Raw genomic sequence first — 23,963 nt, 5'->3', positions numbered from 1 at the left:
TGTCGACTAGGCGACACGACGCACGTGGAGATTACTGCAAGAGCCCAATAGCCAACTGACTATGGGGTCGATTCAGTCAAATCATCGACATGCATTTGTGTGGCCTCGGGCGTAGTAGTAGCCGCAAAGGGGACGGCATTGTCTTTGTCGTCGACTTCGCCTTTGTCGCTTTTGATCAAACGCTGAATGCCGGTTCCGGCCATAATCAACGCGACCATGGCGTAGAATACGTACATGCCCGTGCCGCCAAAACGATCCAACACAAATGCGCCGCCAATCGGGCCAATAACCATACCGGCTGAAAACACAAGAACCAACGTGCTCGAAGCCGCAACCATTTGCTGAGGTTTCAAATAGTCATTCATGTGCGCCATGCAGATCGAATAGACGGGCAGGGTGAAGCCGCCCATAATCAGGAAACCGCCGAACAATATAATTGGATAGAGGTGAGGGGTACCCACAGAGACCATTACGAAGCAGACCAGCCCATTGATGATGGATGAAATGATAATCACCAAACGTCGATCAAATATATCCGAGAGCTTGCCCAACGGGAATTGAAACAGCAAACCGCCCAACGTCGTGGCGGCAAGCAAATAACCTGTCATCGGCACGCTGAGGCCCACATTGCGGGCGTAAATCGCTGTCACAAAGGCAAGGCCGCCGTTTGAAATGCCGATAAAGAATCCGCCAATCACCGCCATGGGCGAAATGTGAAACAATTCAAAAATCGTCACGCGTTGGGGTTCTTCAAGGCTCGGCTGGGTGGTCGCTGCAATCAAGATTGGCACAAGTGATACAGACAGTAGCACTGAGGTGAAAATGAACAGGGTTATGGCACCTGGTGCTGAAAGGCCGATCATCAGTTGCCCGACCATATAGCCAGCGGTTTGCACCACAAAATATGAAGAAAGCAGCGAGCCGCGGTTTTTATTGTCCGCCAAGGAATTCAGCCAGCTTTCTGCAACAATATAGATGCCGGAAAAACAAAAGCCGGAAAGGACGCGCATTACGACCCAAATGGCCGGATCCTCTGTGATCAGGTGGATAAGTGCGGAGGTGCTGGCAATGGAAACCAGAGCGGCAAAAACCCTGACGTGTCCCGAATGATTGATCATTATAGGGGTGATAAAACAGCTCAGAATAAAGCCGATTGGGTAGCCCGACTGGACCAAACCAATGGTGGTTTCGCTATAGCCAATTTCCTGCGCACGGATCGTCAATATGGTCGACAAAAGGCCATTGCTGACCATCAGCAGAATCATACCCACAAATAGCGGCCACGCGGCTCGAATAGCGCCCCACATACCGAATAGTCCAATCATTGTTCAACAGAATTCCGCGTACCCTAATCACGCCAAATAAAAAATCACAACCCGCTTTTTTTCGATTTTTTCTAAGGCATACTGGGGTTGGATAAAATGAATCGGCGCTCCAGGCTGGGGAATGAAATTTTGGGCAAATCACTACATCTGAAAAATGGAATGCAAATTCTGCCACTTATGGCCACAACCATCGAATATGGCACTCATCTAAAGGCGAGAATTGATCCCTATATCGTTGGTGTAGGCCCGGTGGAAGCCGCAATGAATACGGCCCGAGTCATGGAACAGTGCGAAAATGCACCGGATTATGCTTTGCTGCTCGGTTCCTCCGGCTCAGCGAGCCTACAACAGGGCGAGATCTATCAAGCCAAATCGGTAAGCTATCGCGATATGGATGCGTCTGCGATTGGGTTTGAAAAGGGGCTGACCCCCTTTGTTGATTTGCCCGCGGCATTAGAGTTGGCCCCGCAATTTGATTTTATACCCAAAGCGACCCTTTCAACCGGCGGCAAAGTGATTGTCGGTGTGGAATTTGAGCAATTGAGCGCAGAAATGGTTGATATGGAAACCTTTGCCGTCAAAAGGGTGTGTCAGTCGTTCGATGTGCCTCTCATTGCCCTACGCGGCATAAGTGACGGCAAAAAGGAGTTGCAGCAATTCAACGATTGGACGGAACTGTTGCCGTTGCTCGATGAAAAGCTCGCAAAATTGGTCGATGGCATCATCGAGGCGCTTGAAACTTCTTAAGTGGAAGAACGCTTATTCAAAGCTTTCCCGCCAAGCGTCGCGTTGGCTACCACTCTTTACGCCTTCATCGAACAGTGCGGTCAGCTCTTGCTCATTTAGCTCAACTTCATTCAAGGGCGATTCAAAGTCGGTGGCTAACGCTGCGATTTTGAGGTTCCACCCCTGCGATTTCGCGAATTGGCGTGCCGCAATGATGCTTTGACGCGAACTCGCTTTGATCGCGGTGCCGAATGATCGTTCCAAAATGCTAATGGTTTGCGGCTTCACGAGCTTATATTCATGGCCGATCTTGCCATTAAACAACAAATAAAGCGTGGGTTTCGAGGCAAGCCTGCGATAATGACCGGTTTGCAGAATAGCTTCCGGCAGCAGCATGATGTTTGCCGTGACGCCGCCATCCAAATGCATTTCCCTGAAGGATTGTCCGTTATGCGAGACTTCAATATATTGCGGCGGCAACACACCGGGTACGCTGGCTGATGCCAAAAGGACCTTGCGGAACAGGCCCAACGCGGCTGGCGTTTTTGCCGAGGCAATGGCGCCCATGTTCCATATGGCCGTGCGCTGCGTATCGATATTTGTGGTGATGACATAGAGCCTGCGGCCCTTGGCATGTTCTTTGGCAATTTCCTGAATAAGCTCAGGTGTCACATAGTGCGCCACCATCTTCTCCAGCGGCTCGGCGCTAAACACGCTCGTGCCAAAAATTGCCGACAATCCGGCGACACGCACAAGTTTGCTGGTGCGTTCTTGGGTAAAGATTTGCGCCAAGACGTGATCATATTTAGGGCCAAGAAAAGCAAATGGGGCGAGCAAAGCGCCTGCGCTGGTGCCACTGACGACACTAAACTGCGGCCGTGTGCCTGTTTGGCTCCACCCCTTCAAAAAGCCCGCGCCAAATGCACCTTCCGCACCGCCACCAGACAAGGTCAACATGCTAATCGGGGCATTAATGTCCTTGAGGGCGCTTGGTGACCATAGGCCGCCACTTGCGATTTTCGGGTCATCGGCCCAAATGCGTGCATTCTCAATGTGCGGGACAATTGCGTTGCTGCTCATTTCGATGGAATAGCCAGATCGATTGGCGCGGTCAGCAGCGCAGCCGCCAAGTACGGCCGTAACGATGACCGCCAAAACCAGCGCAAAATTGTTAATTCGCAATGAGTTGAGCATTGGTTTTCCTGTCACATCAATTGCAAATTGATGATGGTGGATTTTGAGATAATAGAACGCACTTAATACGAGAACCCTAACCGATTATGCGCATGATAAAACCCTAAACAGTATGTTTTTGTGTGCCTTATGGTCGCACAATCAGTACAAATCGGTGTTTACCAAGCACAATCTAGACAACAGGCATTAGGTGTTCAACGCCGAGTTTTCATCGCGCTAATTGCCAATAAGCGGCCAGCGCATTGAACCAAATCTCTAATAATAAGTCATTGAAAAGGTTGGTGTGCCCGGAAGGATTCGAACCTTCGACCGTCCGATTAAAAGTCGGATGCTCTACCAGCTGAGCTACGGGCACAAGAGCGGTGTTCATCAGCGAACAGCGCGGACAATAGTTTTATTCGCGCTTGTGTCAACCACAATATTTCAACTTTCGGATTTTTTTGTAAATCAGCCCAAATCTTCCAGCGGAATTCCATCAAATCCGCCTGCTTCACACACATAGCCCTGTCGAATTATTTCGCGGCACAATTGCGTTGCATCTGTTTTGGCGTCCAATGGACCGACCACGAGTTGAATTTTTTCCGACTCGTTGACCACAGGAATCATTTTTGGCTCCAGTCCGAGTAACAGCGTACCCACGTTTGATTTGATATTGAGCCAATTAAGTTGCGCTTTGTTCTTATCGATCTTCGGTCCCAAAATCACGCCATAGGTAAGATCAGTCTCAGGCAAGGCTGCCATTGCGTCGATACTGGCAGTGGTTTGCGGGTCCACAGCATCGAGAGTTTGGTTTTCTGCGCCATCTCCTGCATCTTGCATGACTTCAGTTGGAACCGCATTGCCATCAATGCTGGCGACAATTTCTGGTAGATCTTGCTGCATTTCTGGCGGCGCACGTTCCGCAAGGGGCAGGTTTTCAAAAAGATAGGAGCGCGACACCTTCAAATCATCGTCAAAGCGAATAATCTCCTCGCCATTGGCCTGGTTGATGGATGCTGTGATCAGGTTCTTATCCACTTGTGCGCCCGGAGGCAGTGCCTCAAGAAGGATTGGGATGCTTGCTTCAAGGGCCCTCACGCGCTTTGAAACAAAACTGTTGCTTTCCTCGCCTAAGTTGAGGCGACTGTCCGCAACATTCGACTCGCGTTTGATCGCAGCAAATTCCATACGCATCGCGCGCAATTCAGATTGCACTTGCGCCAATGTGCCGAGATTATTGGGGGTTTCTTTGAGTATGTTGTTCCAGCCCTTGGGCAACAAAAGGCCGGCGGAAGAAAAGACCAACATGGTCGTCAAAGCAGTAACCGCAACAACCCCCCACAATCGCATATCCGATTGCTTAAATTGATTGAGTTCTTGTTCTGTCATCACTACTTTCCCTAAAAGAGCTGCGAATCAAACTATTAACCACAACTGCTAATGCTGACATAATTTACCATTTTGCCAACACATTCGTGGCATATGCCCAATTGAAGTGTTTAAAAGGGGTGGGGACCAGGCTTTTATGACCGATATTTTGACGATTGTTTTGGGCGCAGGCGAAGGCACGCGCATGAAATCGGAAACGCCAAAAGTGCTGCACAAAGTTGGTGGGCGGCCCATGATTGGGCATGTTTTGGCTGCTTGCGCTGCGGCAGGCGCGACGGTCCGCCATGTGGTTGTCGGCCCCAATCATGATCATGTGCGCGATTATGCCAAATCTGTGGATAGCCACATCACCTCATCGATACAGGCGGAACGATTGGGCACGGGACATGCCGTCATGGCGGCGCGTGAGGCGTGGCAAGATTTCCAAGGCAACGTCATTGTGCTGTTGGCCGATGCCCCGCTTGTTTCACCTGACGTGATTGAAGATGCCATTGCCTCGCTAAATGCTGGCGCAGATTTAACCGTTGTCGGGTTTCAAACGCCTGAACCGTTTGGATATGGCCGAATCTTGGTTGAACATGGTCAAGTAAAGGCCATCCGGGAAGAGAAAGACGCCACCCCATCAGAGCGCAAAATCAAATTCTGCAACTCCGGCATTATTGGTTTTAAGGCCGAATGTCTCCGCACGGTCATCGATGAGATCAAGAATGATAATGCGCAAGGTGAATTCTTGCTCACGGATGCGATTGAGATTGCAAATGCCAAGGGCCTTAAAGTGCGCAGCGTCGAATGTCCTTTTATGACGGTGCTCGGCATCAATGATCGTGGCCAACTGGCCGAGGCTGAACGCATTTTCCAACAAGCGCGCCGCGCCCACTTTATGAAAGAGGGGGTTACACTTGTTGCGCCGGAGACAGTGTTTTTCAGCTATGATACGCAGATTGAAAATGACGTGATTGTTGAGCCCAATGTGGTGTTCGGGCCGGGTGTGAGCATAGAAAAAGGTGCTCATATTCAAGCGTTTTCTCATTTAGAGGGCGCTCATGTGGGGCCAGCGGGGCAAATTGGGCCATATGCCCGTTTGCGGCCGGGCACCAATCTGGCGGCTGGCGTAAAGGTCGGCAATTTTGTTGAAACAAAAAAAGCTGAAATCGGCGAGGGCGCAAAGCTCAACCATCTCAGCTATATTGGTGATGCCAAAGTGGGCAAAGCAACCAACATTGGCGCAGGCACCATTACCTGCAACTATGACGGGAAAAACAAATTTGTCACCGAAATCGGTGACAATGCCTTTATCGGCTCGAATAGCGCCCTTGTTGCGCCTGTGACCATTGCTGATGGTGCCTATGTGGCGTCCGGTTCAGTGGTGACTGAGAATGTAGAAAAAGATGCCTTGGCGATCGGTCGTGCGCGCCAGGTCAATAAAGAAAACTATGCCACCCGCATTCGAGCGCGGTGGGAAGACAAGAATTAGGAAAACTATATGTGTGGGATTGTAGGGATTGTTAGCACGACACCGGTTGCTGATCGGATTGTAGATGCGCTAAAACGGCTTGAATATCGCGGTTATGACAGCGCTGGCCTGGCCACGTCAGTAGATGGCCGAATCGACCGCCGCCGTGCCCCGGGCAAATTGACCAATTTGCGCGAACGTTTGGAAGCCGAACCGTTGGATGGCACGATTGGCATCGGCCACACACGCTGGGCAACCCATGGCGCGCCGACCGAGGCAAATGCCCACCCCCACACCACAAATCGCGTGGCGATTGTGCATAATGGCATCATTGAAAACTTCCGTGAGCTGAAAACAGAGTTGGATAAGGACGGGTATAAGCCGGTTTCTGAAACTGACACCGAAATTGTGGCGCTGATGGTCACCCGCGAACTCGATCGCGGCATGGCACCATTCGATGCGGCGGCCAGTGTGATCAAGCGGCTCGAGGGGGCATTTGCCCTCGCCATGATGTTCAAAGGCGAAGACAATCTGATTGTCGGCGCTCGTCAAGGCGCACCATTAGCTGTCGGCCACGGCGAAAACGAGATGATCCTCGGATCCGATGCCATTGCCATTGCGCCTTTCACCAACAAAGTCACTTATTTGGAAGAAGGCGACTGGGTTGCCATCACCAAAGATGACGCGCGTATCTTTGATCGTGAAGGACAGCCGGTGGAACGGGCCATGGCACAAACGCAATTGGGCGTGAGCATGGTGGATAAAGGCAATCACCGGCACTTTATGCTCAAAGAGATCTATGAGCAGCCCGACGCGATTTCCCACACAGCATCACACTATTTGGATTTGGCCAACGGTAAAGTGAAGCTGCCAAGCAAGCTGCCTTTTGATTTTAAGTCGCTCAACCGTTTGACCATTTCAGCCTGTGGCACGGCCTATTATGCGGGCCTAGTGGCCAAATATTGGTTTGAAAAATATGCACGTTTGCCCGTGGAAGTTGATGTGGCGTCCGAGTTTCGTTATCGCGAACCGCCAATGGATGCTGGCGGTTTAGCACTGTTCATTTCGCAGTCTGGTGAGACAGCGGATACGCTGGCTGCATTGCGCTATTGCAAAGAAAATGGCCAGCACATCGCATCCATCGTCAACGCGCAGGAAAGCACTATTGCCCGTGAAAGCGATATTGTATTCCCCATTTTGTGCGGCCCTGAAATTTCCGTGGCCTCAACCAAAGCCACAACAGCGCAATTGTCCGTGTTGGCATCTTTGGCAATTGCGGCTGGTCGCCAGCGCGGCCATATTTCAGAGGCTCAAGAGTTTGAGCTTGTCGATATGCTGGCCAAATTGCCCGGTGCGATCACCAAGGCACTTGGTTCAGAAGAAAAAATTGATCAAATCAGCCATAAATTGTCTAAGGCCAAAGATGTGCTTTATCTCGGCCGTGGATCGTTATTCCCCATCGCCATGGAAGGCGCTCTAAAGCTGAAAGAGATCACCTATATTCATGCCGAGGGCTATGCTTCGGGTGAGTTGAAACACGGTCCAATTGCGCTCATTGACGAAACACTGCCGGTTGTTGTGGTGGCGCCGTCGGATGATTTGTTCGACAAAACCATTTCCAACATGCATGAAGTTGCGGCACGGGGGGGTAAGATTATTCTCATAACCGACGAAGCCGGCGCAAAATCCGTTGGTGACGACGTCGACGAAATCATTATTGTGCCCGATGCCCACGAATTTGTGATGCCAATTATCTGCGCAATTCCGGTACAATTGCTGGCCTATTACACAGCCGTATTTATGGGGACGGACGTGGATCAGCCCCGAAATCTTGCCAAATCGGTGACGGTTGAGTGATGACAGCACTTCGTAAACGCAACAAAATGCGCTAAAGCCGTTGTATTGCGGATTCGACGGTCTATATAGGTTTCTATGATGAACGATAAGAATGATAAAAAGCATAGTGACGATCACGCGGATCATGGCCATCATCCAAAGCCAGCCCGCAGATTAACAAACTATTTTTTGACCGGTCTGGTGATTGCGGCGCCCATCGGGCTGACCATGTATATCACGTGGTCGATCATTCGCATTGTCGATGATTTCGTCAAACCGCTGATCCCACCGCAATATAACCCTGACACCTATTTGCCAGTGGCAATACCGGGCTTTGGGCTGGTCATTGCGTTTATTGCCATTGTGCTTCTCGGCTTTTTAACCGCCAACCTGGTTGGTCGGACGCTGGTGCAGTTTGGCGAGAGCATTTTGCACCGCATGCCGTTTGTCTCGATTCTCTATCGCGGCCTAAAGCAAATCTTCGAAACAGTTGTCAGCCAAAGCCATTCAAACTTCAAGCAAGTCGGCCTGATTCAATACCCACGTCCTGGCTTGTGGGCATTGGTATTCATTTCCACTACCGCCAAGGGCGAGGTGGCCGACAAAGTCGATGGCGAAGACATTATTAGTGTGTTCTTGCCGACAACGCCTAACCCCACCTCTGGCTTCTTGCTGTTCGTGCCGCGCAAAGACATCAATGTCTTGGATATGTCAGTTGAAGATGGCGCAAAGCTGGTGATCTCTGCTGGCCTTGTGTCTCCAGAATATCAGGCCAAGATGGCTGAATTGGCGGAAGAGGCCGAAGAAACAGTGCGCGAGGAAAACACCAAGGCGAGCTAACCTAGCCCGCCTTGAGCAGTGGAATCGCCAAGTCTTTTCTAAATAGATAAAGCAATGCCCGCACAGCGTCGCCCTGCGGACCCGTTAAACCCGGGTTGGCTTCGATGATATCCGAGGCATCTTCATGGGCCATATCCAGCAAGTCACGATGGAAATCCGGAATCGCTATGCGATAGCCCGGCATGCCGGATTGGCGCGTGCCCATCAAATCGCCTTCGCCGCGCAATTCCAAATCGCGCTCGGCGATTTTAAAGCCATCTTCGGTTTCTTTGATGGTTTCCAGCCGCTTTTGCGCGATTTCGCTCAAATTCTCACCATGCAACAGCAGGCAGGCCGATTTTTTGCTGCCACGGCCCACACGACCGCGGAGCTGATGCAATTGTGATAGGCCGAACCGTTCGGCATGTTCAATAATCATGATGGTGGCATTGGGTACATCAACACCCACTTCAATTACCGTCGTCGCCACCAATATCTGCAAATCACCTGCGGCAAACCGCTCCATCACAGCCTGTTTATCCGCGGCGGCCATGCGACCATGCACCAGCCCAACGCGCCCAGGGAAGGCTTGGTCCAGCGCTTTAAACCGGTCTTCCGCTGAAGTGGCGTTGAGGTGTTCGGATTCCTCCACCAAAGGACACACCCAAAAGGCTTGCACCCCATCGGCCATGCGTTGGCCAAGCCTGGAGACCACCCGATCATAGTCTTTCTCTGAAAGAATGGCCGTATCAATGGGCTGTCGCCCCTTCGGCTTGTCCGTGAGCAGGCTCACATCCATATCGCCAAAGTGGGTCAAAACCAGCGTACGCGGGATAGGCGTTGCGGTCATGACCAACAGTTCTGTCTTGCGGCCCTTGTCCGAAAGCGCCAAGCGTTGGTGCACGCCAAATCGATGCTGTTCATCCACAACCGTCAAGCCCAGATGAGCAAATTCAACACTCGATTGGAACAGGGCGTGAGTGCCAATAACAATATCAATTTCTCCCGCGACAATCTTTTCTTGAATTGCCCGCCGTTCGCCTTGCGGCATCTTCCCAGTCAAAAGTGCCGCTTTAAGTCCGACCTGATCGCAAATCTTCGAAATGGAATGATAGTGCTGCGTGGCCAAAATTTCGGTGGGGGCCATCAAGGCGCTTTGAGCCCCACTTTCCGCCATAGCCGCCATCGCCATCAGGGCAACAACGGTTTTGCCCGCACCCACGTCACCTTGGATCAATCGCGCCATTTTTCTGCGATGACGCAGATCGACATAAATGTCATCCAGCGCTGCTTCTTGGCCAGGCGTAAGGCTGAAGGGCAGGGCCGTGCGCACCTTGTCCGCCAAAGCGCCGGTAAATTCGCGGGCGATACCCGTCTCACGGGTCAGGGTAGAGCGCACAATTTGTAGTGTCAGTTGCCCTGCCAAATATTCATCATATGCCATCCGCGCCCGCGCAGCGCCATCCAGCGCCGCATCGCCTGGCGTGGTTGGGGCATGAGTTTGGCGCATCGCATCGGCAAAGCTGGGCCACCCATTCAATGTCAATCGGGTCTCCGGCACCCACTCGGCCAGATCGGGCAGCGCAGCCAACGTGTCTTTCACCGCGGATTGCAGTTTCTTGGCGCTCAAACCCTGGGTGAGCGGATAAACCGGCTCCACCAGCGGCATTTGATCAAATTGATGAGGTTTGACCACAAAGTCCGGATGGTTGATCTGCTTTTGCCCCTGAAAGGCCGTCACCATGCCAGACACGTAGCGTTGCTCACCTTCAGGCAAGAGTTTCTCCAGCCATGCGGCACGTCCCGCAAAATAGGTGAGCATGATCTCGCCAGTGTCGTCATGGGCGATGATGCGATAGGGCAGGCGCTTATTGCCCCGCGGCGGCGGTTGGTGCTGATCAATGGTCAGCAAAAATGTCGAAATCGCCCCCGGCTGCGCGAAGGCTGCGCCCGGCTGATGTCGGCGATCGACAATGCCTGCCGGCATATGCATCAGCAAGTCCAGTAAAATGGCATCTTGCCCCTCGGGCGCACCAAAAAAGCGCGCCATAGTCTGCGCCAACTGCGGACCGATTCCCTTGAGTTTTTTGACCGATGCAAAAAGCGGGTTGAGTTGTTGCGGCCGGGCCACCCATTTTCCTTCCATATTTGTTCACAAATGAGAACAAGTGCGTCCACATCAGCCTATACATGCAAAAAAATCAATCTGGATGCTGACAAATCCAATGATTGATCGTATTGAAGGCGTTCATTTTTCTATTCGTTCCGACAAGGTGATGCAATGAGCAGCACGACCGACCAAGCCAACACAGATCGCATCAAGCGCATCAAATATCGTGCCCACCATCGCGGCACGCAAGAAATGGATATTATCCTGGGTGGGTTTGTTGACGCGCGCGTTGCAGATTTTGATTCTTCCATGCTTGATCGGTTGGAAATTTTGATGAACGAAACCGATGCGGATCTCTATCAATGGATCATTGGGCAACCCGGCACAACGCAGTGCCAGGATAGTGAATTGCTGGACATGATCATCGCCTACCAGCGCGAAAAGGTTGGTTCGGGAGCCTAACTTATGGCCGATCACAGCGACAACTTCAGCCTGACACCCAGCAAATATCTTTGCGGCGTGCCCGATGGCATGCAACCCATTGTCGTGAGCCAACAGCTTGAAGCCTTGCAAGCAGCGGCGCCGAACGACCCGGCCACCGTTTTTGTCGCGCGCGATGGGCGACGCATGCAAAAAATGGCCGATCATTTGCGCCATCTTTGCCCCAACCATGAGGTATTGCTGTTTCCCGCTTGGGATTGCTTGCCTTATGACCGCGTATCCCCCAACGCAGCCGTCTTGGCGGAACGAATGACCGCACTTGCGCAATTGGCGCCGGGCAAAAATGGCGGCAAAGTCGTGGTGACTACTGTCAATGCGATCGTACAGAAAACTGTTCCGCCATCATTGATCAATCAATTCGCCTTGTTCTTCAAAGTCGGCGAAAATATCGGCACCGAAAAACTGATCGAATGGGCAAACGTCAATGGCTATTTGCGGGTGCCAACTGTACGCGAACAGGGCGAGTTTGCCGTGCGCGGTGGCTTGGTCGATCTTTATCCGGCGGGGGCAGAGGCGCCCTTGCGCTTTGATTTTTTTGGCGCAGCGCTTGAAACCATCCGCACCTTCGATCCTGAAACCCAGCGCACATTAGCGCAGCAACGCTCAGCAGCACTGGTCCCGATGAGCGAAGTTGTGCTCACGCCCGAGGCTATTTCCAACTTTCGCCGGGCCTATACCCGTCAGTTTGGCGGCGACACGGCAAATGATCCGTTTTATGCAGCGATCAGCGCCGGACAACGTTTCGCGGGCATGGAGCATTGGTTGCCCTTCTTTTATAGCGAAATGGGCAATTTGGGCGATTTCACTGGCGAGGCGACATGGATATTGGATGATCAGGTCAGCCAATCCATTGCTGAACGCATGGTGCAAGTTGCCGATTATTATGAAGCCCGCCACGAAGCACTAAGCGAACCGCAAACCGGCGGCGCGCCGTACAAGCCTCTGCCACCGGATTTGTTGTACGATTTGCAAACGGATACGACCGAATGGCTGGGGACCAAGCTTTATCAAGTAACGCCATTTCAAACCCTTGAACGACCCGACGCTGAAATCACCTCTCTTGATGGACAGTTGGTTGCCAACTTCTCACAAGAGCGACAAGCCAAAGACACCAATGTGTTTGAGGCGGTTTTACATCGCATCAAGGCCAAGCAGGCCGAAGGCAAGCGTGCCGTTATCGCCTGTTGGAGCGAAGGTACGCGCGATCGCATGGCGCAAGTGCTCAAAGATCACGAGCATGAAAACCTAAAACTGATCCAATTCTGGCAGCAGGCTGAAGATTTAAGCAAAAACGCCATTGGCCTCATCGTGCTGGGCCTTGAATCGGGTTTTGAAACCAAAAACCATTATGTGCTGTCCGAGCAGGATATTTTGGGCGAACGCATTATCCGGTCCCGCAAGCGCAAAAAAGGGGCCGAAGCAATCACAGAGGCCAGCGGTTTGGCCGCTGACGATTTGGTGGTGCATGTGGACCATGGCATCGGTCGCTTTGTCGGGTTGAAAGCCATTGAAGTGACAGGCGCGCCGCACGATTGCGTGGAAATCGAATATGCCAAGGGCGACCGCCTATATCTGCCGGTCGAAAACATCGAGTTGCTTTCGCGCTATGGCTCTGAAGGTGGCGCTGGCGTGCTCGACAAATTGGGCGGCGTCGCGTGGCAGGCCAAGAAATCAAAGCTCAAGCAACGCATTCGCGAAATGGCCGAGCAACTCATTAAAGTCGCCGCCGCACGAGAACTCACCAAAGGCGATGTCATCGAGCCCACGACGGGTCTTTATGAAGAGTTTTGCGCCCGCTTTCCGTTTGAGGAAACCGACGATCAGCTCAATGCCATCGATTCTGTTTTTGAAGATTTGACCAGTGGTCGCGCCATGGACCGGCTGGTTTGCGGCGATGTGGGCTTCGGCAAAACTGAAGTTGCTCTGCGCGCAGCATTCGCCGTTGCCATGACTGGCAAGCAAGTCGCGGTGGTTGTGCCGACGACATTGTTGGCGCGGCAGCACTATAAGACCTTCAAAGAACGGTTTGCCGATTTGCCCGTGCGCGTGCGTCAGGCATCGCGCTTGGTTTCTGCCAAAGAGCTGAAAGCCACCAAAGAGGGGATCGCCAGCGGTGACGTTGATATCGTCATCGGCACCCACGCATTGTTGGGCAAAAGCATCAAATTCCACGACCTTGGCATGTTGGTGATTGACGAAGAGCAGCATTTTGGTGTCGGGCACAAAGAACGCCTGAAAGAGCTGAAGTCGAGCGTACACGTGCTGACCCTGTCGGCAACGCCGATTCCCCGCACCCTGCAGATGGCACTCACCGGCGTGCGCGATCTTTCAATTTTGGCGACACCGCCAATTGATCGCTTGTCTGTTCGGTCATTCGTGATGCCGTTCGATAGTTTGGTGATCCGTGAAGCCTTGTTGCGCGAGAAATACCGCGGCGGCCAGAGCTTTTATGTGGTGCCTCGCATTAAGGACCAGGCGGACATTGCCCGTTTCTTGGACGAACATGTGCCTGAGGTCAGCTACGTGGTGGCAAACGGCCAAATGTCTCCCGGCGAACTCGATGACATAATGAACGCCTTTTACGATGGCAAGTTTGACATTCTTGTCGCCACCACCATCGTCGAATCGGGCTTGGACATCCCTACCGCCAACACACTTGTGGTGCACCGGGCCGACAATTTCGGCTTGTCGCAATTGCACCAAATTCGTGGGCGGATCGGGCGGTCGAAGGTGCGCGCCTACGCCTTGTTCACCACGCCAGCGCATCAAAAACTCACGGATACGGCCACACGGCGACTGTCGGTGCTGCAATCGCTCGATAGTTTGGGCGCGGGCTTCCAATTGGCCAGCCACGACCTCGATATCCGCGGTGCAGGTAATATTTTGGGTGAAGAGCAATCGGGCCACATCAAAGAAGTTGGCTTTGAACTTTATCAAGCCATGCTGGAAGAGGCCGTCGCGCAGCTCAAGACAGGTGCCGAAGATGACGAGGTGGAAGACCAGTGGTCGCCTCAAATCTCATTGGGCATGCCAGTGATGATACCAGAAGCCTATGTGCCAGACCTGCAAGTACGCATGCAACTCTATAGACGCTTGGGCGATTTGACCGAGGCGCAGGAGATCGACGCCTTCGGTGCCGAGCTGATCGATCGCTTCGGCCCGTTGCCGGAAGAGGTCAAACATCTGCTCAAAATCGTGCTGGTTAAGTCCCTTTGTCGCCGCGCCAATGTCGAAAAAGTGGACGCGGGACCGAAAGGGGCTGTGATCACGTTGCGCAATGGTGAGTTTCCAAATCCAGCTTTACTTGTGCAACTTATTGCAAATCCAGCAGAAAAAGCTAAAGTGCGCCCGGATCAAAAGCTTGTCTTTGCCCGCAACTGGCCTGACAACAACAAAAAGTTGACAGGTGCGGCGCGAATTTTGTCGCAATTGGCCAAACTGGCTGAGCAAGGATAGGCGGGGATTTGAACCGGGGGCGTTACACGCGGGCAGAAACCATTTTTGACAAAACCTGTATGAATGCAGCTTTTGTCATGTTATTGCCCGATTTAGAACGTCAATAGGGTGGAACTGAAAACGCGAGCCATCCACGTGCTCGCGAAACAATTAGGGTGCGTTATGCTCAATATTATGAAGTCAGGTGCAAAACTTGCAGCAGCCGGCATGTTGGCCATGTCACTAGCTGGCGGCGCGTTTGCACAAGACGCGGAACAACAAGAGCGGAAGCCAGAAGATAACTGGCTGAAAGTGTGTGACAAATTAAGCTCAGGCGATTTGGCGTGTATCGTGCGCCAAGTGGTTTACAAGGGCGGAAACAAGATTGGCGCTTTCACATTGCGCGACGATCCTTCTGGCGAAAACCGTTTTCTCGCGATTGCGGAGATGCCATTGGCAGTTTTGTTGCCCTTCGGTTTGACGTGGCAAGTGGACAACACCAAACCAATCCGCATGCCCTTCGTGACATGTGATCCGACCAAGTGCACAGGGCAGTTGGTTGTCAACGAAGCCTTCATTGGTGCGCTGAAACGCGGCGCCAAGTTGAAGCTTTCGGCGAAAAACCGCGCCAACAAAGATTTGGTGGTTGATGTGAATCTTTCTGGCTTCACCGCCGTCTATGAAGGTGACACATATTTCACTCCTGCCGAATTCCAGGCCCAAACTTCTGGCCAAAATGCCCTTGAGCAACAATTGCAAGGCGTGGCTGAAGAATTGCGCAAGGAAAAATCAGGCGAGGGCAGTGATCAGCCAGCCGAAAATTCCGGAAACTAGAGTTTCACGGACATCGAGAATTTGGATTTTGGGGCGCTCTTAGCGCCCCATTCCTATTTTAAAGGCAAGTTTACGCAGGGGCTGCATTGTTTTTAGCGCCCAAAGGCCGGACAGTCGCAGCGCTTGTGCAGGCAAAAAGTCCGACAGGAGCGACTTAAACAGGCCGTCCACAAATCCGCTAGTTTTGATCAAATCTGCTGTGCGTTTTGCGGCATAGCGATCGCTGATCTTGCGCGCGGCTGATGCACTTATTGGTGTGCCCGCGGGTGCCACTTCGTCCAGCGCCTCAATAAATGATTCCACATCGCGCAGCCCCAAATTAAGACCTTGCGCCCCAATCGGTGGAAAGGCATGGGCGGCTTCCCCCACCAGCACAACCCCATCCTTGCCTGCCGTGCGCATATGGATGTTGGTGAGCGGGAAAACAAAGCGTTTGCTCAATAGCTTGGCATGGCCAAACAAATGATGTGCCTTTTCGGCCAACAGCTGTTCAAATTTCTCATCGCTCAACCCCATCGTGTCGTTAAGCACCTTGTGCCGGTCCAGCCAGACCAGGTTGATTTTGTTGTTATGCGCGGGCACCAGCGTAAACGGACCGTTTTCATAGTGAAATTCGATGGAACAATCACCAATTGACCGCTCAAATTCAAAGTCGCAAACCAATGCCGATTGCTCGAACGGTTCTTCATCATAGGCGAAGCCAAAATGTTGGCGCACCATCGATTTCTTGCCGTCTGCGCCTACCAGCAACCGTGCGTGATGCTCTTGTTGATGGGAATCGGTGATGACAAATAGATCATCTCTCCGCTCAATCAGGCCGACACGCGCGTCAATCTGATCAATATGCCCATCCTTGCCCTCTCCAACTTTTTGGAAATGCGCCAAAAGGTCGGCATTGGGGAAATTATAGCCAAATTGTTCACGCCCGATTTCTTTGGAATCAAACAGCGCTTCGGGGCTGCGCAAGAGCCTTTGTGTGGCATCAATGATGCGGATTTGCCGTAGGGGATAGCCCAAACTGTCCGGGTCTTCACAAAGCCCCGATTGCGCCAAAAATTCCACCGTTGGCATCATTAGGGCAGAGGTGCGGTAATCCTTTTCCATCGCCGGGGCAAAATGAACCACTGATTTGCCGCGCGCTTTCAAAAGCCCAGCCAGCGCCACGCCTGTCAATCCACCACCAACAAGTGCTATATCGTATTCGGCCATCGTTTATCCTATCATTTCAAGCAAGTATGAAGGATTGTCGACCGATTGGCCAATGTGAAATTGTCGCATTTCGCCCATGGACATTCTGCCTGCCTGATCTATTCTCAGCATCACGACGAACATTTGGATGGTAGCACATAATGGAATGGATATCTGATCCAGCGATATGGGCAAGTTTGGCCACGTTGACCGCGATGGAAATCATCCTGGGCATCGACAATATTGTCTTTATTTCCGTTTTGGTGTCTCGATTGCCCAAAGAACAGGCCGACAAAGCGCGCCAATTTGGGCTGGCGCTGGCGCTGGTCGCGCGCATTGTCATGCTGGTGCTGCTGGCGTGGATCATAGGCTTGACCACACCGCTGTTCACCATCTTCGAGCATGAGGTGTCCTGGCGCGACGTGATTCTGATCGGGGGCGGCTTGTTCCTCTTGTTCAAAGCCACACATGAAATTCACGGCGCGGTGGAAGACCCGGGCGGCGAAAGCTTAAAAAAGGCGGGTGCGTCGGCAACATTCATGGCGATCATTGGCCAAATCATCATTATCGATATGGTGTTTTCGGTTGATTCCATCGTCACCGCCATTGGCATGGCACAGCATGTGCCCGTGATGGTCGCGGCCGTCACCATTGCCATGTTTGTGATGTATATCGGCTCGATCCCCATCTCAAAGTTTATTGCCGAACATCCCACCACCAAAATGCTGGCGCTGGCTTTCTTGCTGCTGATCGGCATGTCGCTGGTGGCAGATGGCCTCGGCTTTCACATTCCGAAGGGCTATATCTATTTTGCCATGGCATTCGCCACAGGCGTTGAAAGCATCAATATATTGATCAACATTCGCAAAAAGAAAATAAAAGCGGGAGAAGCATAAATGCAAAAGGTTGTCGTCGCCGAAACAGGCGGAAGCGAAAAACTCAATCTGGTGGATTTCGAACTAGAGGCACCGGGAGCGGGCGAGGTGCAATTGCGCCATACCGCCATTGGCCTCAACTTTATTGATGTCTATTTCCGTACCGGGCTGTATCCGGCAGAACTGCCCTTTACGCCCGGCATGGAAGCCGCGGGCGTGGTCGAGCAGGTGGGCGAGGGCGTCACCAACGTCAAGCCCGGAGATCGTGTGGTCTATTGCGGGGCCATTGGCTCATACGCAACACATCGCAACATCCCTGCTGAAAAGCTGGTGCCTATTCCAGAATCGATTTCAGATGAGGTTGCCGCAGCGTCACTTTTAAAAGGTCTAACAGCGCATTATTTGCTTTTCCTCACCTATGAGTTGAAAAAGGGTGACGCCATGTTTGTGCAGGCCGCAGCAGGCGGCGTTGGCTCAATTCTTTGCCAATGGGGTAAGCATTTGGGCGGCCAGGTGATCGGCGCGGTCGGCTCTGATGAGAAGATGCCGCTCGCTAAAGCGAATGGCTGTGACGTGGTGATCAACTCGTCCAAGGATGACTTTGTGGAAAAAGTGCGTGAAGCCACTGACGGGAAGGGCGTGCGCGTCGTCTATGATTCTTTGGGTAAGGACACGTTTGAACGTGGTTTGGATTGTCTTCAACCCCATGGCCTGATGGTGTCTTACGGCAACGCAACGGGACCCGTTTCGATCCCCGATCTCGGCATTTTGGCCCGCAAAGGCGCGCTACATGTGGTGCGGCCGATTCTTGCTGCCTACACAGGCACCTACGAAAAGCTGACCAACAACGCAAACGCGCTTTTTGACGTGATTGAAAAGGATATTGTGAAGGTCAATATTGGGCAAAAATTTGCACTGAAAGACATTGCGAAAGCCCATAACGCCTTGGAAAATCGAGAAACTACGGGCTCGACAATTATTTTGCCGTAAAATTTTGAAGAGATTGGTCTTTAAGCCCTTGCAACTGACCGCAAGGTGCGATAGATCACCTCTCACATTGCGGGTGGGTGGCAGAGCTGGTTGAATGCACCGGTCTTGAAAACCGGCGAGCGTGCAAGCGTTCCGGGGGTTCGAATCCCTCCCCACCCGCCATGTTACTTTTTCCGAAATTTTTTGGCTTTGAAACAACGCTTCTCCGTACGATGTGACGGTAGATTTAGTTTTATGATGGCTAAAACAACGGTATAGGCATCATCGAAGCACGATTAAGCTATGAAGCTGCAATGATGTATTTCAATCACATCGATAGAAGCATAGTTTTGGGCTACCTTGATGATTTGATGCAGCAGGGTGTTTGGGCAGATTCTTAAATTGCGGCTAACAGATATTGCAAACGAGAAAATTGCTCCTTTGGATGGCTTAGTAGGTTTATTCGACAGAATTTATTTCGAATATGATTTTCACTCTAAAAGTGAACATTGCTTGGGTGACTCACATGGAATTGAGCACTTGATTGGTATCTACCTGAGCTATGATGATCTTATGGAAGGCCCCATCGAACTAGTGCGAAAAAAAGCTGGATTTGATCAAATAATAAGAGATCTCAATTCAGAAATTTTGCAGCACGCCCGTGATTGGGTTGCTAAGCATTCCAGTTAATTTGACATCAAGACAGCTCACACTTTCTATTGCCAGATCACTCCACCGTCAGTTCTTCCCCAATCGCCCGAAATAACGCAATGGCTTCAATCTCATGGTCATGGAAATCAGGGTCCGCGCCTGTTTTAACAATCACGAGTTGCTGTTCCGGGTGGATATAGATCATCTGGCCCCAAATGCCGATGGCGGTGAAGTCTTGGGTGCTGCCTTCTGGTAGCCACCATTGATGGTGATAACCCCAGGCATCATAGATTTGGCCGCGCTGTAGATAGGGTTCTGGTGCGGTGCGGATGTAATCGATCCAATCGGCATCGACGATTTGAGCATCGCCCAGGCGCCCCATCTGACTGATCATCAGGCCAAAGCGGGCAAAGTCGCGCGGTGTGGCGTTGAGCGCCATAAAGCCAATCTCTGTGCCATAAATGTCGGTGTTCCATGCCGCATCATTGCCCATGCCGAGCGGCTGCCACAGCTTCGTTTCAACGAGCTCGCTGAGGCTATTGTCATAAACAGCCATCAGCACCTGCGCCAATAGCTGTGTGTTTATGCTGGCATAGTAAAACGTCTCACCGGGCACATTTTGGCTGCCATAGCTTGCCGTCACCGTTTTTAACGGCTGGAACTTCAGGAATAGACGTTCGAATATGGTGTAGCTATCAGCGCTTTCATCTTCATAGACCTCACTAAACGCGATGCCGGAAGACATGTTGAGCACATGCTCAAGGCTGGCGCTGGCAAATCCGCTTTCAGCCATCTCCGGCAGATATTTCACCACCGGATCGTCAAAGCTATCGACTTTGCCTTCCTGCCGCGCAATTTGCATCAGAGTCGCGACCACGGATTTAGCGACGGAGAAGGAGGTTGCACGGCTCTGCTGATCAAATCCATACCGATATTCCTCATGCACAATCGTGCCATCTTTGATCACCAGCAGCGATGTTGAGTTGGTGCGCGTGAGAAACTCTTCGCGCTGGCGTTGCGTGCCGTCGAACCGATAATTTGCAGCAATATCCCGCAACGCAACTGTCCACTCATGCCTAATGTCACCTGCCTTGATGGTGCGACTGGGAAACACTTTTTCCATATGTGCGAAATGGTGCAGGCGTTGTTCAGGAGAAAATAGTGTGAGCTTAGGCTCCAGATAAAGCGACCAAATGCCAAAAACAATGGCGGCAAGAACCACCACAGTGCCAACCAACAACCTGCTCATACCTATACCATTCGTAATTTCGGGAAAATACGAAATAATAGATATTTGAATGAATTGCAACCCTAACTCAACAGCAGGTCAGCCAGGTCTCAATATGGCGTAAAAAATGCGAAATGCCTTCTTTATTGACTTTATAGAACACAACATTGTCCACACGTCGCGAGGTGAGAATGCCCGCTTTCTTCATCTGAGTCAGATGCTCAGAGACCGTGGAAATGGCAAGGCCCGACTTTTCAGCAATTTCGCCCACTTTATGTTCACTCTTGTCCGTGAAGATTTCGAACAGAATCCGCTGGCGGTTTTTGTTGGCGAGTGCTTGGCAAAATTCCAAAAAGGCGGGGTCAATTCCGCTCGAATTATTGAGATTATACATCATAACTGCCGTCCCGATCTCTGCGTTTTGTGCCGCGGTGCACTGGCCACTTTCATAAGACGTTGAAAAGTTGGGCATTGAAAATGGTCTTCATGCGGACACTCCGCTGCATGACGCAATCCGTCTCGCATGGCCTTTAGCTTTTCAATTTTCCGATCCAATTGCTCCGCTTTATCTTGAAGCTTTCCGCGATCTATCTTCACACTTTCTCTCGCACCGAACATGTCTTTTATTTCGTCCAGCGAAAACCCGGCATTCTGGCCCAACGCAATAAGTGACAACCGCATTTCAGCGTCCGCATCAAACAAGCGCTTCAATCCTTTCCTGCCTACGGACTGAATGAGCCCCATTTCGTCATAATAGCGCAGCTTGGAGGCGGGCAGGCCCGTCTTTTTAGACAGTTGGGCAATATCAATCATCAACAAGCTCCAGTTCACTTGAACTAGAGCTTATACAGTTTGGATGCAGAGCTAAAGTGATTTTGCCCGCGGCAATCGCCCTTCCAAAAGAATAAACAGGCTATAGAGCAGGCCGATGGTTAAAAACAATGCAGCGCTGTTCAGCGCGGTGCGGCCAAATCCGAGTTCTGCCATATCCAAAAACGGGTAGGGGTATTCCCCAATCGCAAGACCACGCGCCATGGCCCAAATCAAATACAGCACGGGTGGAAGGAGCATAGCAGGTATATCACCAAAGCTTGCGGCGTGTTCACGACGGAAAAGTGTCCACCAGCCAAGATAGATTAGAGGTGTTATATAGTGCAGGCCGATATTGGCGACGGCGAAAAATCCTTTTGGCTGCCACAAGGGGGCAAGCACCAAATGATAAACAACCATCACAATCAAGATCAGCACGGCCAACATGGTGCGCACATAAGCGCGCCGAAACCACGCAAAATGCGGCCAATCAAAGCGGGCGGAAATGTGCACTGCCAATACGCCGATATTGCTCAAAACGGTAAAAAACGTCAGCAAAAACCATAACGCACCAAGCAGATTGTCACCGAGTTCCAGCCGAGCCTGAATGGTGATGATAAATTGTAGCGTCAGGAAGCAAAAGCCTGCAAAAACACCGAACCAAGACAAAACGCGCGAAACACCAGACATCTCAATTTTCCAAACTAATAAAACTTTGCAAAGTTTATCCGGGATGGCGCCTTGCGCAAGCTCCGTTTTTGTTCGTGCACGAAGAAAAGCCGTTGCATTTGGTGAGAGTTGGCTGCCGCCAACTAGCGCAATTCATCATACTCAAGATCAACCTCCGATTCTCCGGCCAAAGCGGCGGGTCGTCCGGCAAGATGTGAAAAATGTTGTATTCTGATTACTGGCATAAATGAGCCTCCCAACGCAGCCGGGCAAGCTGCCTAGTTATCAAGCTGGCTCAGAAACCGTTCGGCATCGGAGGAGATCGCATTACGCTTTTCATCGGTCATGCGGTTGAGCGTGCCATATGCATTGTTAAGGCGTGGATTGCCTTTCAGCTTGTCCTGATTGCGCGCAAAAAAGTCCCAGTAGAGATAGTTGAAAGGACAGGCCTTTGGCCCGTTTTTCTGCGTCACCTTATAGGAGCAATTCTCGCAATAGTTAGACATGCGATTAATGTAGGCACCGCTGGCCGCATAGGGCTTGCTGGCAAGCATTCCGTCATCCGCATATAGGATCATCCCCGTAACATTGGGCAGCTCGACCCACTCAAATGCATCGGCATAGACAATCAAGTACCACTCATTGACTTGTTTCGGATCTATACCCGCCAGCAAGGCAAAATTGCCCAGCACCATCAAACGCTGAATATGATGGGCATATGCATTTTCTTTTGTTTCCAGAATGCACTGACGCAAGCAATTCATTTGCGTTTCACCCGTCCAGAAAAACCACGGCAGGTTCCGCTTCGCCTCCAGTGCATTTTCGTCAGCATATTCAGGCATTTTCAGCCAATAAATGCCGCGCACATATTCGCGCCAGCCCAAGATTTGCCGGATAAAACCTTCCACCGCATTGAGGGGGGCTTGTCTGTCATAATAAGCAAATTCGGCACGTTTCACCACTTCACGCGGGTTGAGCAACCCGCAATTGAGATAAAAGCTTATGTGGCTGTGAAACATCCAGGGTTCGCCCTGAATCATCGCGTCCTGATAATCACCAAACCGGCCGAACCGCTCTTCAAAGAACTTATCCAAGGCATAAAGCGCCTGGTCGCGGGTGACGGCGAAACAAAACGGTTCAAGATTGCCGAAATGATCGCCGAACCTGTCTGCCACCAGCGCGATACATCGCTGAGTTATCTCATCAATCTGCCCACGATAGGGCGCGGGCACATCCATGCCATCGCTGGGCGGCTTGCGGTTTTCTTGGTCATAATTCCACCTGCCGCCTTCGGGCTTGTCACCATCCATCAATATCCGATTGTCTTGCCGCAACTGGCGATAGAAATATTCCATCCGCAGGCTTTTGCGCCCGTGGGCCCATTTCCTGAACCAGTCTGGCGACACGAAAAACCGATCATCCTCACGCATATCCACGTCAATATCGAACCGTTTGGACCAAGATTTGATCTCTTCCAACACGCGATATTCACCGGGAAAGGTGACAACCACTTTGTCAGGCGAAAACCGATCAATAGCCCGTTTCACCTCGCCAGAAAACGATCCGGTATTCTTGGCATCGTCGAGCTGAACATAGCTTGTCGGAAGCCCCTTTGCCTCAAGCTCCTTCGCAAAATGCCGCATGGCTGAAAATAGAAATGCGATCTTCTTTTTGTGGTGCTTTACAAAAGTCGCTTCATCCCACACTTCGCACATCAAAATATGATCTTGAGCCGGATTGAACTCAGCCAAGCTGCTGATGTCGTGCGAAAGCTGATCACCGAGAATCAAGATGAGGTTGCGCATAGGTGGTCCTTGAGATCGAATTGAGCAAGTTTATGGCTGTTGCTTTGACTACGCGAGGGCAGCAAAGACAGATCAGGCAAAGGATTACCCGCAGTAACTCGGCTGTGCGCATTGGTGGGCTAGACAATTACAGTTCTAACGCGTTTAATCGGCTCAAAAAATCTGTG

At 51.5% G+C, this 23,963-nt stretch carries 20 protein-coding genes and 2 tRNA genes; 11 read left to right on the top strand and 11 right to left on the bottom strand.

Annotated elements, in window-relative coordinates; all coding sequences use genetic code 11:
- Window positions 1-59: 59 nt before the first annotated feature.
- Complete coding sequence (locus MXMO3_RS10680) at window positions 60-1,265, bottom strand: MFS transporter (protein ID WP_245985837.1); 1,206 nt, start codon at window positions 1,263-1,265, stop codon at window positions 60-62.
- A 219-nt stretch (window positions 1,266-1,484) separates the two neighbouring features.
- On the opposite strand from MXMO3_RS10680, the gene MXMO3_RS10675 reads away from it, so the two are divergent.
- Window positions 1,485-2,072: a 5'-methylthioadenosine/S-adenosylhomocysteine nucleosidase gene (locus tag MXMO3_RS10675; RefSeq protein ID WP_245985726.1), complete on the top strand. Its 588-nt coding sequence runs from the start codon at window positions 1,485-1,487 to the stop codon at window positions 2,070-2,072.
- Between the two features lie 12 nt (window positions 2,073-2,084).
- Here the strand turns inward: MXMO3_RS10675 and MXMO3_RS10670 are convergent, their stop codons facing one another.
- From MXMO3_RS10670 to MXMO3_RS10660, 3 genes are all read right to left on the bottom strand, one after another.
- On the bottom strand, window positions 2,085-3,245 hold the full coding sequence (locus MXMO3_RS10670; protein WP_051213785.1) for a patatin-like phospholipase family protein: 1,161 nt from the start codon (window positions 3,243-3,245) through the stop codon (window positions 2,085-2,087).
- Between the two features lie 279 nt (window positions 3,246-3,524).
- Window positions 3,525-3,600, bottom strand: a tRNA-Lys gene (locus MXMO3_RS10665).
- Window positions 3,601-3,692: 92 nt separating this feature from the next.
- Entirely contained in the window at window positions 3,693-4,613 is a 921-nt protein-coding gene (locus MXMO3_RS10660; protein ID WP_117395857.1) for a hypothetical protein, read from the bottom strand.
- Window positions 4,614-4,749: 136 nt separating this feature from the next.
- On the opposite strand from MXMO3_RS10660, the gene glmU reads away from it, so the two are divergent.
- The 3 genes from glmU to MXMO3_RS10645 all read left to right on the top strand — a co-directional run bounded on the left by glmU (window position 4,750) and on the right by MXMO3_RS10645 (window position 8,742).
- A complete protein-coding gene (glmU, locus tag MXMO3_RS10655; protein ID WP_117395856.1) occupies window positions 4,750-6,087 on the top strand; it encodes a bifunctional UDP-N-acetylglucosamine diphosphorylase/glucosamine-1-phosphate N-acetyltransferase GlmU in 1,338 nt (445 codons plus the stop codon).
- Between the two features lie 9 nt (window positions 6,088-6,096).
- Complete coding sequence (gene glmS, locus MXMO3_RS10650) at window positions 6,097-7,923, top strand: glutamine--fructose-6-phosphate transaminase (isomerizing) (protein ID WP_117395855.1); 1,827 nt, start codon at window positions 6,097-6,099, stop codon at window positions 7,921-7,923.
- Between the two features lie 78 nt (window positions 7,924-8,001).
- A complete protein-coding gene (locus tag MXMO3_RS10645) occupies window positions 8,002-8,742 on the top strand; it encodes a DUF502 domain-containing protein (protein WP_084634188.1) in 741 nt (246 codons plus the stop codon).
- 1 nt (window position 8,743) lies between these two features.
- Here MXMO3_RS10645 and recG read toward each other — a convergent pair whose 3' ends face one another.
- Entirely contained in the window at window positions 8,744-10,867 is a 2,124-nt protein-coding gene (gene recG, locus MXMO3_RS10640) for an ATP-dependent DNA helicase RecG (RefSeq protein ID WP_117395854.1), read from the bottom strand.
- Between the two features lie 135 nt (window positions 10,868-11,002).
- Here recG and MXMO3_RS10635 point away from each other — a divergent pair, with 135 nt between their 5' ends.
- The 3 genes from MXMO3_RS10635 to MXMO3_RS10625 all read left to right on the top strand — a co-directional run bounded on the left by MXMO3_RS10635 (window position 11,003) and on the right by MXMO3_RS10625 (window position 15,601).
- Entirely contained in the window at window positions 11,003-11,293 is a 291-nt protein-coding gene (locus MXMO3_RS10635) for an FAD assembly factor SdhE (RefSeq protein WP_027835352.1), read from the top strand.
- Between the two features lie 3 nt (window positions 11,294-11,296).
- On the top strand, window positions 11,297-14,788 hold the full coding sequence (mfd, locus tag MXMO3_RS10630) for a transcription-repair coupling factor (RefSeq protein WP_117395853.1): 3,492 nt from the start codon (window positions 11,297-11,299) through the stop codon (window positions 14,786-14,788).
- Window positions 14,789-14,950: 162 nt separating this feature from the next.
- A complete protein-coding gene (locus MXMO3_RS10625) occupies window positions 14,951-15,601 on the top strand; it encodes an invasion associated locus B family protein (protein WP_117395852.1) in 651 nt (216 codons plus the stop codon).
- A gap of 39 nt (window positions 15,602-15,640) precedes the next feature.
- Here the strand turns inward: MXMO3_RS10625 and MXMO3_RS10620 are convergent, their stop codons facing one another.
- The gene (locus MXMO3_RS10620; protein WP_117395851.1) at window positions 15,641-16,810 is read right to left on the bottom strand and encodes an FAD-dependent monooxygenase; all 1,170 of its coding nucleotides are present in this window, start codon (window positions 16,808-16,810) and stop codon (window positions 15,641-15,643) included.
- A gap of 137 nt (window positions 16,811-16,947) precedes the next feature.
- On the opposite strand from MXMO3_RS10620, the gene MXMO3_RS10615 reads away from it, so the two are divergent.
- The 4 genes from MXMO3_RS10615 (at window position 16,948) to MXMO3_RS10600 (ending at window position 19,323) form a co-directional block, all read left to right on the top strand.
- Window positions 16,948-17,685, top strand: coding sequence for a TerC family protein (locus tag MXMO3_RS10615; protein ID WP_117395850.1), 738 nt, complete (start codon window positions 16,948-16,950; stop codon window positions 17,683-17,685).
- Window positions 17,686-18,654 carry a quinone oxidoreductase family protein gene (locus MXMO3_RS10610; protein WP_117395849.1) on the top strand — a complete coding sequence of 323 codons (969 nt, stop codon included), beginning with the start codon at window positions 17,686-17,688 and terminating at the stop codon, window positions 18,652-18,654.
- Window positions 18,655-18,725: 71 nt separating this feature from the next.
- A tRNA-Ser gene (locus MXMO3_RS10605) sits at window positions 18,726-18,816 on the top strand.
- A 219-nt stretch (window positions 18,817-19,035) separates the two neighbouring features.
- A complete protein-coding gene (locus MXMO3_RS10600; protein ID WP_162889221.1) occupies window positions 19,036-19,323 on the top strand; it encodes a hypothetical protein in 288 nt (95 codons plus the stop codon).
- Between the two features lie 37 nt (window positions 19,324-19,360).
- On the opposite strand, the gene MXMO3_RS10595 is transcribed toward MXMO3_RS10600, so the two are convergent.
- From MXMO3_RS10595 to MXMO3_RS10575, 5 genes are all read right to left on the bottom strand, one after another.
- Complete coding sequence (locus MXMO3_RS10595; protein ID WP_117395847.1) at window positions 19,361-20,533, bottom strand: serine hydrolase domain-containing protein; 1,173 nt, start codon at window positions 20,531-20,533, stop codon at window positions 19,361-19,363.
- 67 nt (window positions 20,534-20,600) lie between these two features.
- The gene (locus MXMO3_RS10590) at window positions 20,601-20,909 is read right to left on the bottom strand and encodes an ArsR/SmtB family transcription factor (RefSeq protein WP_162889220.1); all 309 of its coding nucleotides are present in this window, start codon (window positions 20,907-20,909) and stop codon (window positions 20,601-20,603) included.
- On the bottom strand, window positions 20,906-21,325 hold the full coding sequence (locus MXMO3_RS10585; RefSeq protein ID WP_342773337.1) for a helix-turn-helix domain-containing protein: 420 nt from the start codon (window positions 21,323-21,325) through the stop codon (window positions 20,906-20,908). Before MXMO3_RS10585 ends, MXMO3_RS10590 begins: the two co-directional genes overlap by 4 nt.
- Window positions 21,326-21,376: 51 nt before the next feature.
- Window positions 21,377-22,012, bottom strand: a complete 636-nt coding sequence (locus MXMO3_RS10580; RefSeq protein ID WP_117395845.1) for a Pr6Pr family membrane protein — start codon at window positions 22,010-22,012, stop codon at window positions 21,377-21,379.
- A 257-nt stretch (window positions 22,013-22,269) separates the two neighbouring features.
- A complete protein-coding gene (locus tag MXMO3_RS10575; RefSeq protein WP_117395844.1) occupies window positions 22,270-23,796 on the bottom strand; it encodes a cryptochrome/photolyase family protein in 1,527 nt (508 codons plus the stop codon).
- Window positions 23,797-23,963: the final 167 nt, after the last annotated feature.

The organism is Maritalea myrionectae (genome assembly GCF_003433515.1).
Classification (GTDB): Bacteria; Pseudomonadota; Alphaproteobacteria; order Rhizobiales; family Devosiaceae; genus Maritalea; species Maritalea myrionectae.
This window is presented reverse-complemented; position numbering and strand designations above follow the sequence as displayed.

Excerpts from the sequence above, each read along its gene's own strand:
- MXMO3_RS10575 (WP_117395844.1), bottom strand. The coding sequence starts at position 23,796 with ATGCGCAACCTCATCTTGATTCTCGGTGATCAGCTTTCGCACGACATC.
- MXMO3_RS10580 (WP_117395845.1), bottom strand. The coding sequence starts at position 22,012 with ATGTCTGGTGTTTCGCGCGTTTTGTCTTGGTTCGGTGTTTTTGCAGGC.
- MXMO3_RS10595 (WP_117395847.1), bottom strand. The coding sequence starts at position 20,533 with ATGAGCAGGTTGTTGGTTGGCACTGTGGTGGTTCTTGCCGCCATTGTT.
- MXMO3_RS10610 (WP_117395849.1), top strand. The coding sequence starts at position 17,686 with ATGCAAAAGGTTGTCGTCGCCGAAACAGGCGGAAGCGAAAAACTCAAT.
- MXMO3_RS10625 (WP_117395852.1), top strand. The coding sequence starts at position 14,951 with ATGCTCAATATTATGAAGTCAGGTGCAAAACTTGCAGCAGCCGGCATG.
- MXMO3_RS10670 (WP_051213785.1), bottom strand. The coding sequence starts at position 3,245 with ATGCTCAACTCATTGCGAATTAACAATTTTGCGCTGGTTTTGGCGGTC.
- mfd (WP_117395853.1), top strand. The coding sequence starts at position 11,297 with ATGGCCGATCACAGCGACAACTTCAGCCTGACACCCAGCAAATATCTT.
- recG (WP_117395854.1), bottom strand. The coding sequence starts at position 10,867 with ATGGAAGGAAAATGGGTGGCCCGGCCGCAACAACTCAACCCGCTTTTT.
- MXMO3_RS10645 (WP_084634188.1), top strand. The coding sequence starts at position 8,002 with ATGAACGATAAGAATGATAAAAAGCATAGTGACGATCACGCGGATCAT.
- MXMO3_RS10635 (WP_027835352.1), top strand. The coding sequence starts at position 11,003 with ATGAGCAGCACGACCGACCAAGCCAACACAGATCGCATCAAGCGCATC.
- MXMO3_RS10620 (WP_117395851.1), bottom strand. The coding sequence starts at position 16,810 with ATGGCCGAATACGATATAGCACTTGTTGGTGGTGGATTGACAGGCGTG.
- MXMO3_RS10585 (WP_342773337.1), bottom strand. The coding sequence starts at position 21,325 with ATGATTGATATTGCCCAACTGTCTAAAAAGACGGGCCTGCCCGCCTCC.
- MXMO3_RS10680 (WP_245985837.1), bottom strand. The coding sequence starts at position 1,265 with ATGATTCTGCTGATGGTCAGCAATGGCCTTTTGTCGACCATATTGACG.
- glmS (WP_117395855.1), top strand. The coding sequence starts at position 6,097 with ATGTGTGGGATTGTAGGGATTGTTAGCACGACACCGGTTGCTGATCGG.
- MXMO3_RS10590 (WP_162889220.1), bottom strand. The coding sequence starts at position 20,909 with ATGATGTATAATCTCAATAATTCGAGCGGAATTGACCCCGCCTTTTTG.
- MXMO3_RS10660 (WP_117395857.1), bottom strand. The coding sequence starts at position 4,613 with ATGACAGAACAAGAACTCAATCAATTTAAGCAATCGGATATGCGATTG.
- glmU (WP_117395856.1), top strand. The coding sequence starts at position 4,750 with ATGACCGATATTTTGACGATTGTTTTGGGCGCAGGCGAAGGCACGCGC.
- MXMO3_RS10675 (WP_245985726.1), top strand. The coding sequence starts at position 1,485 with ATGCAAATTCTGCCACTTATGGCCACAACCATCGAATATGGCACTCAT.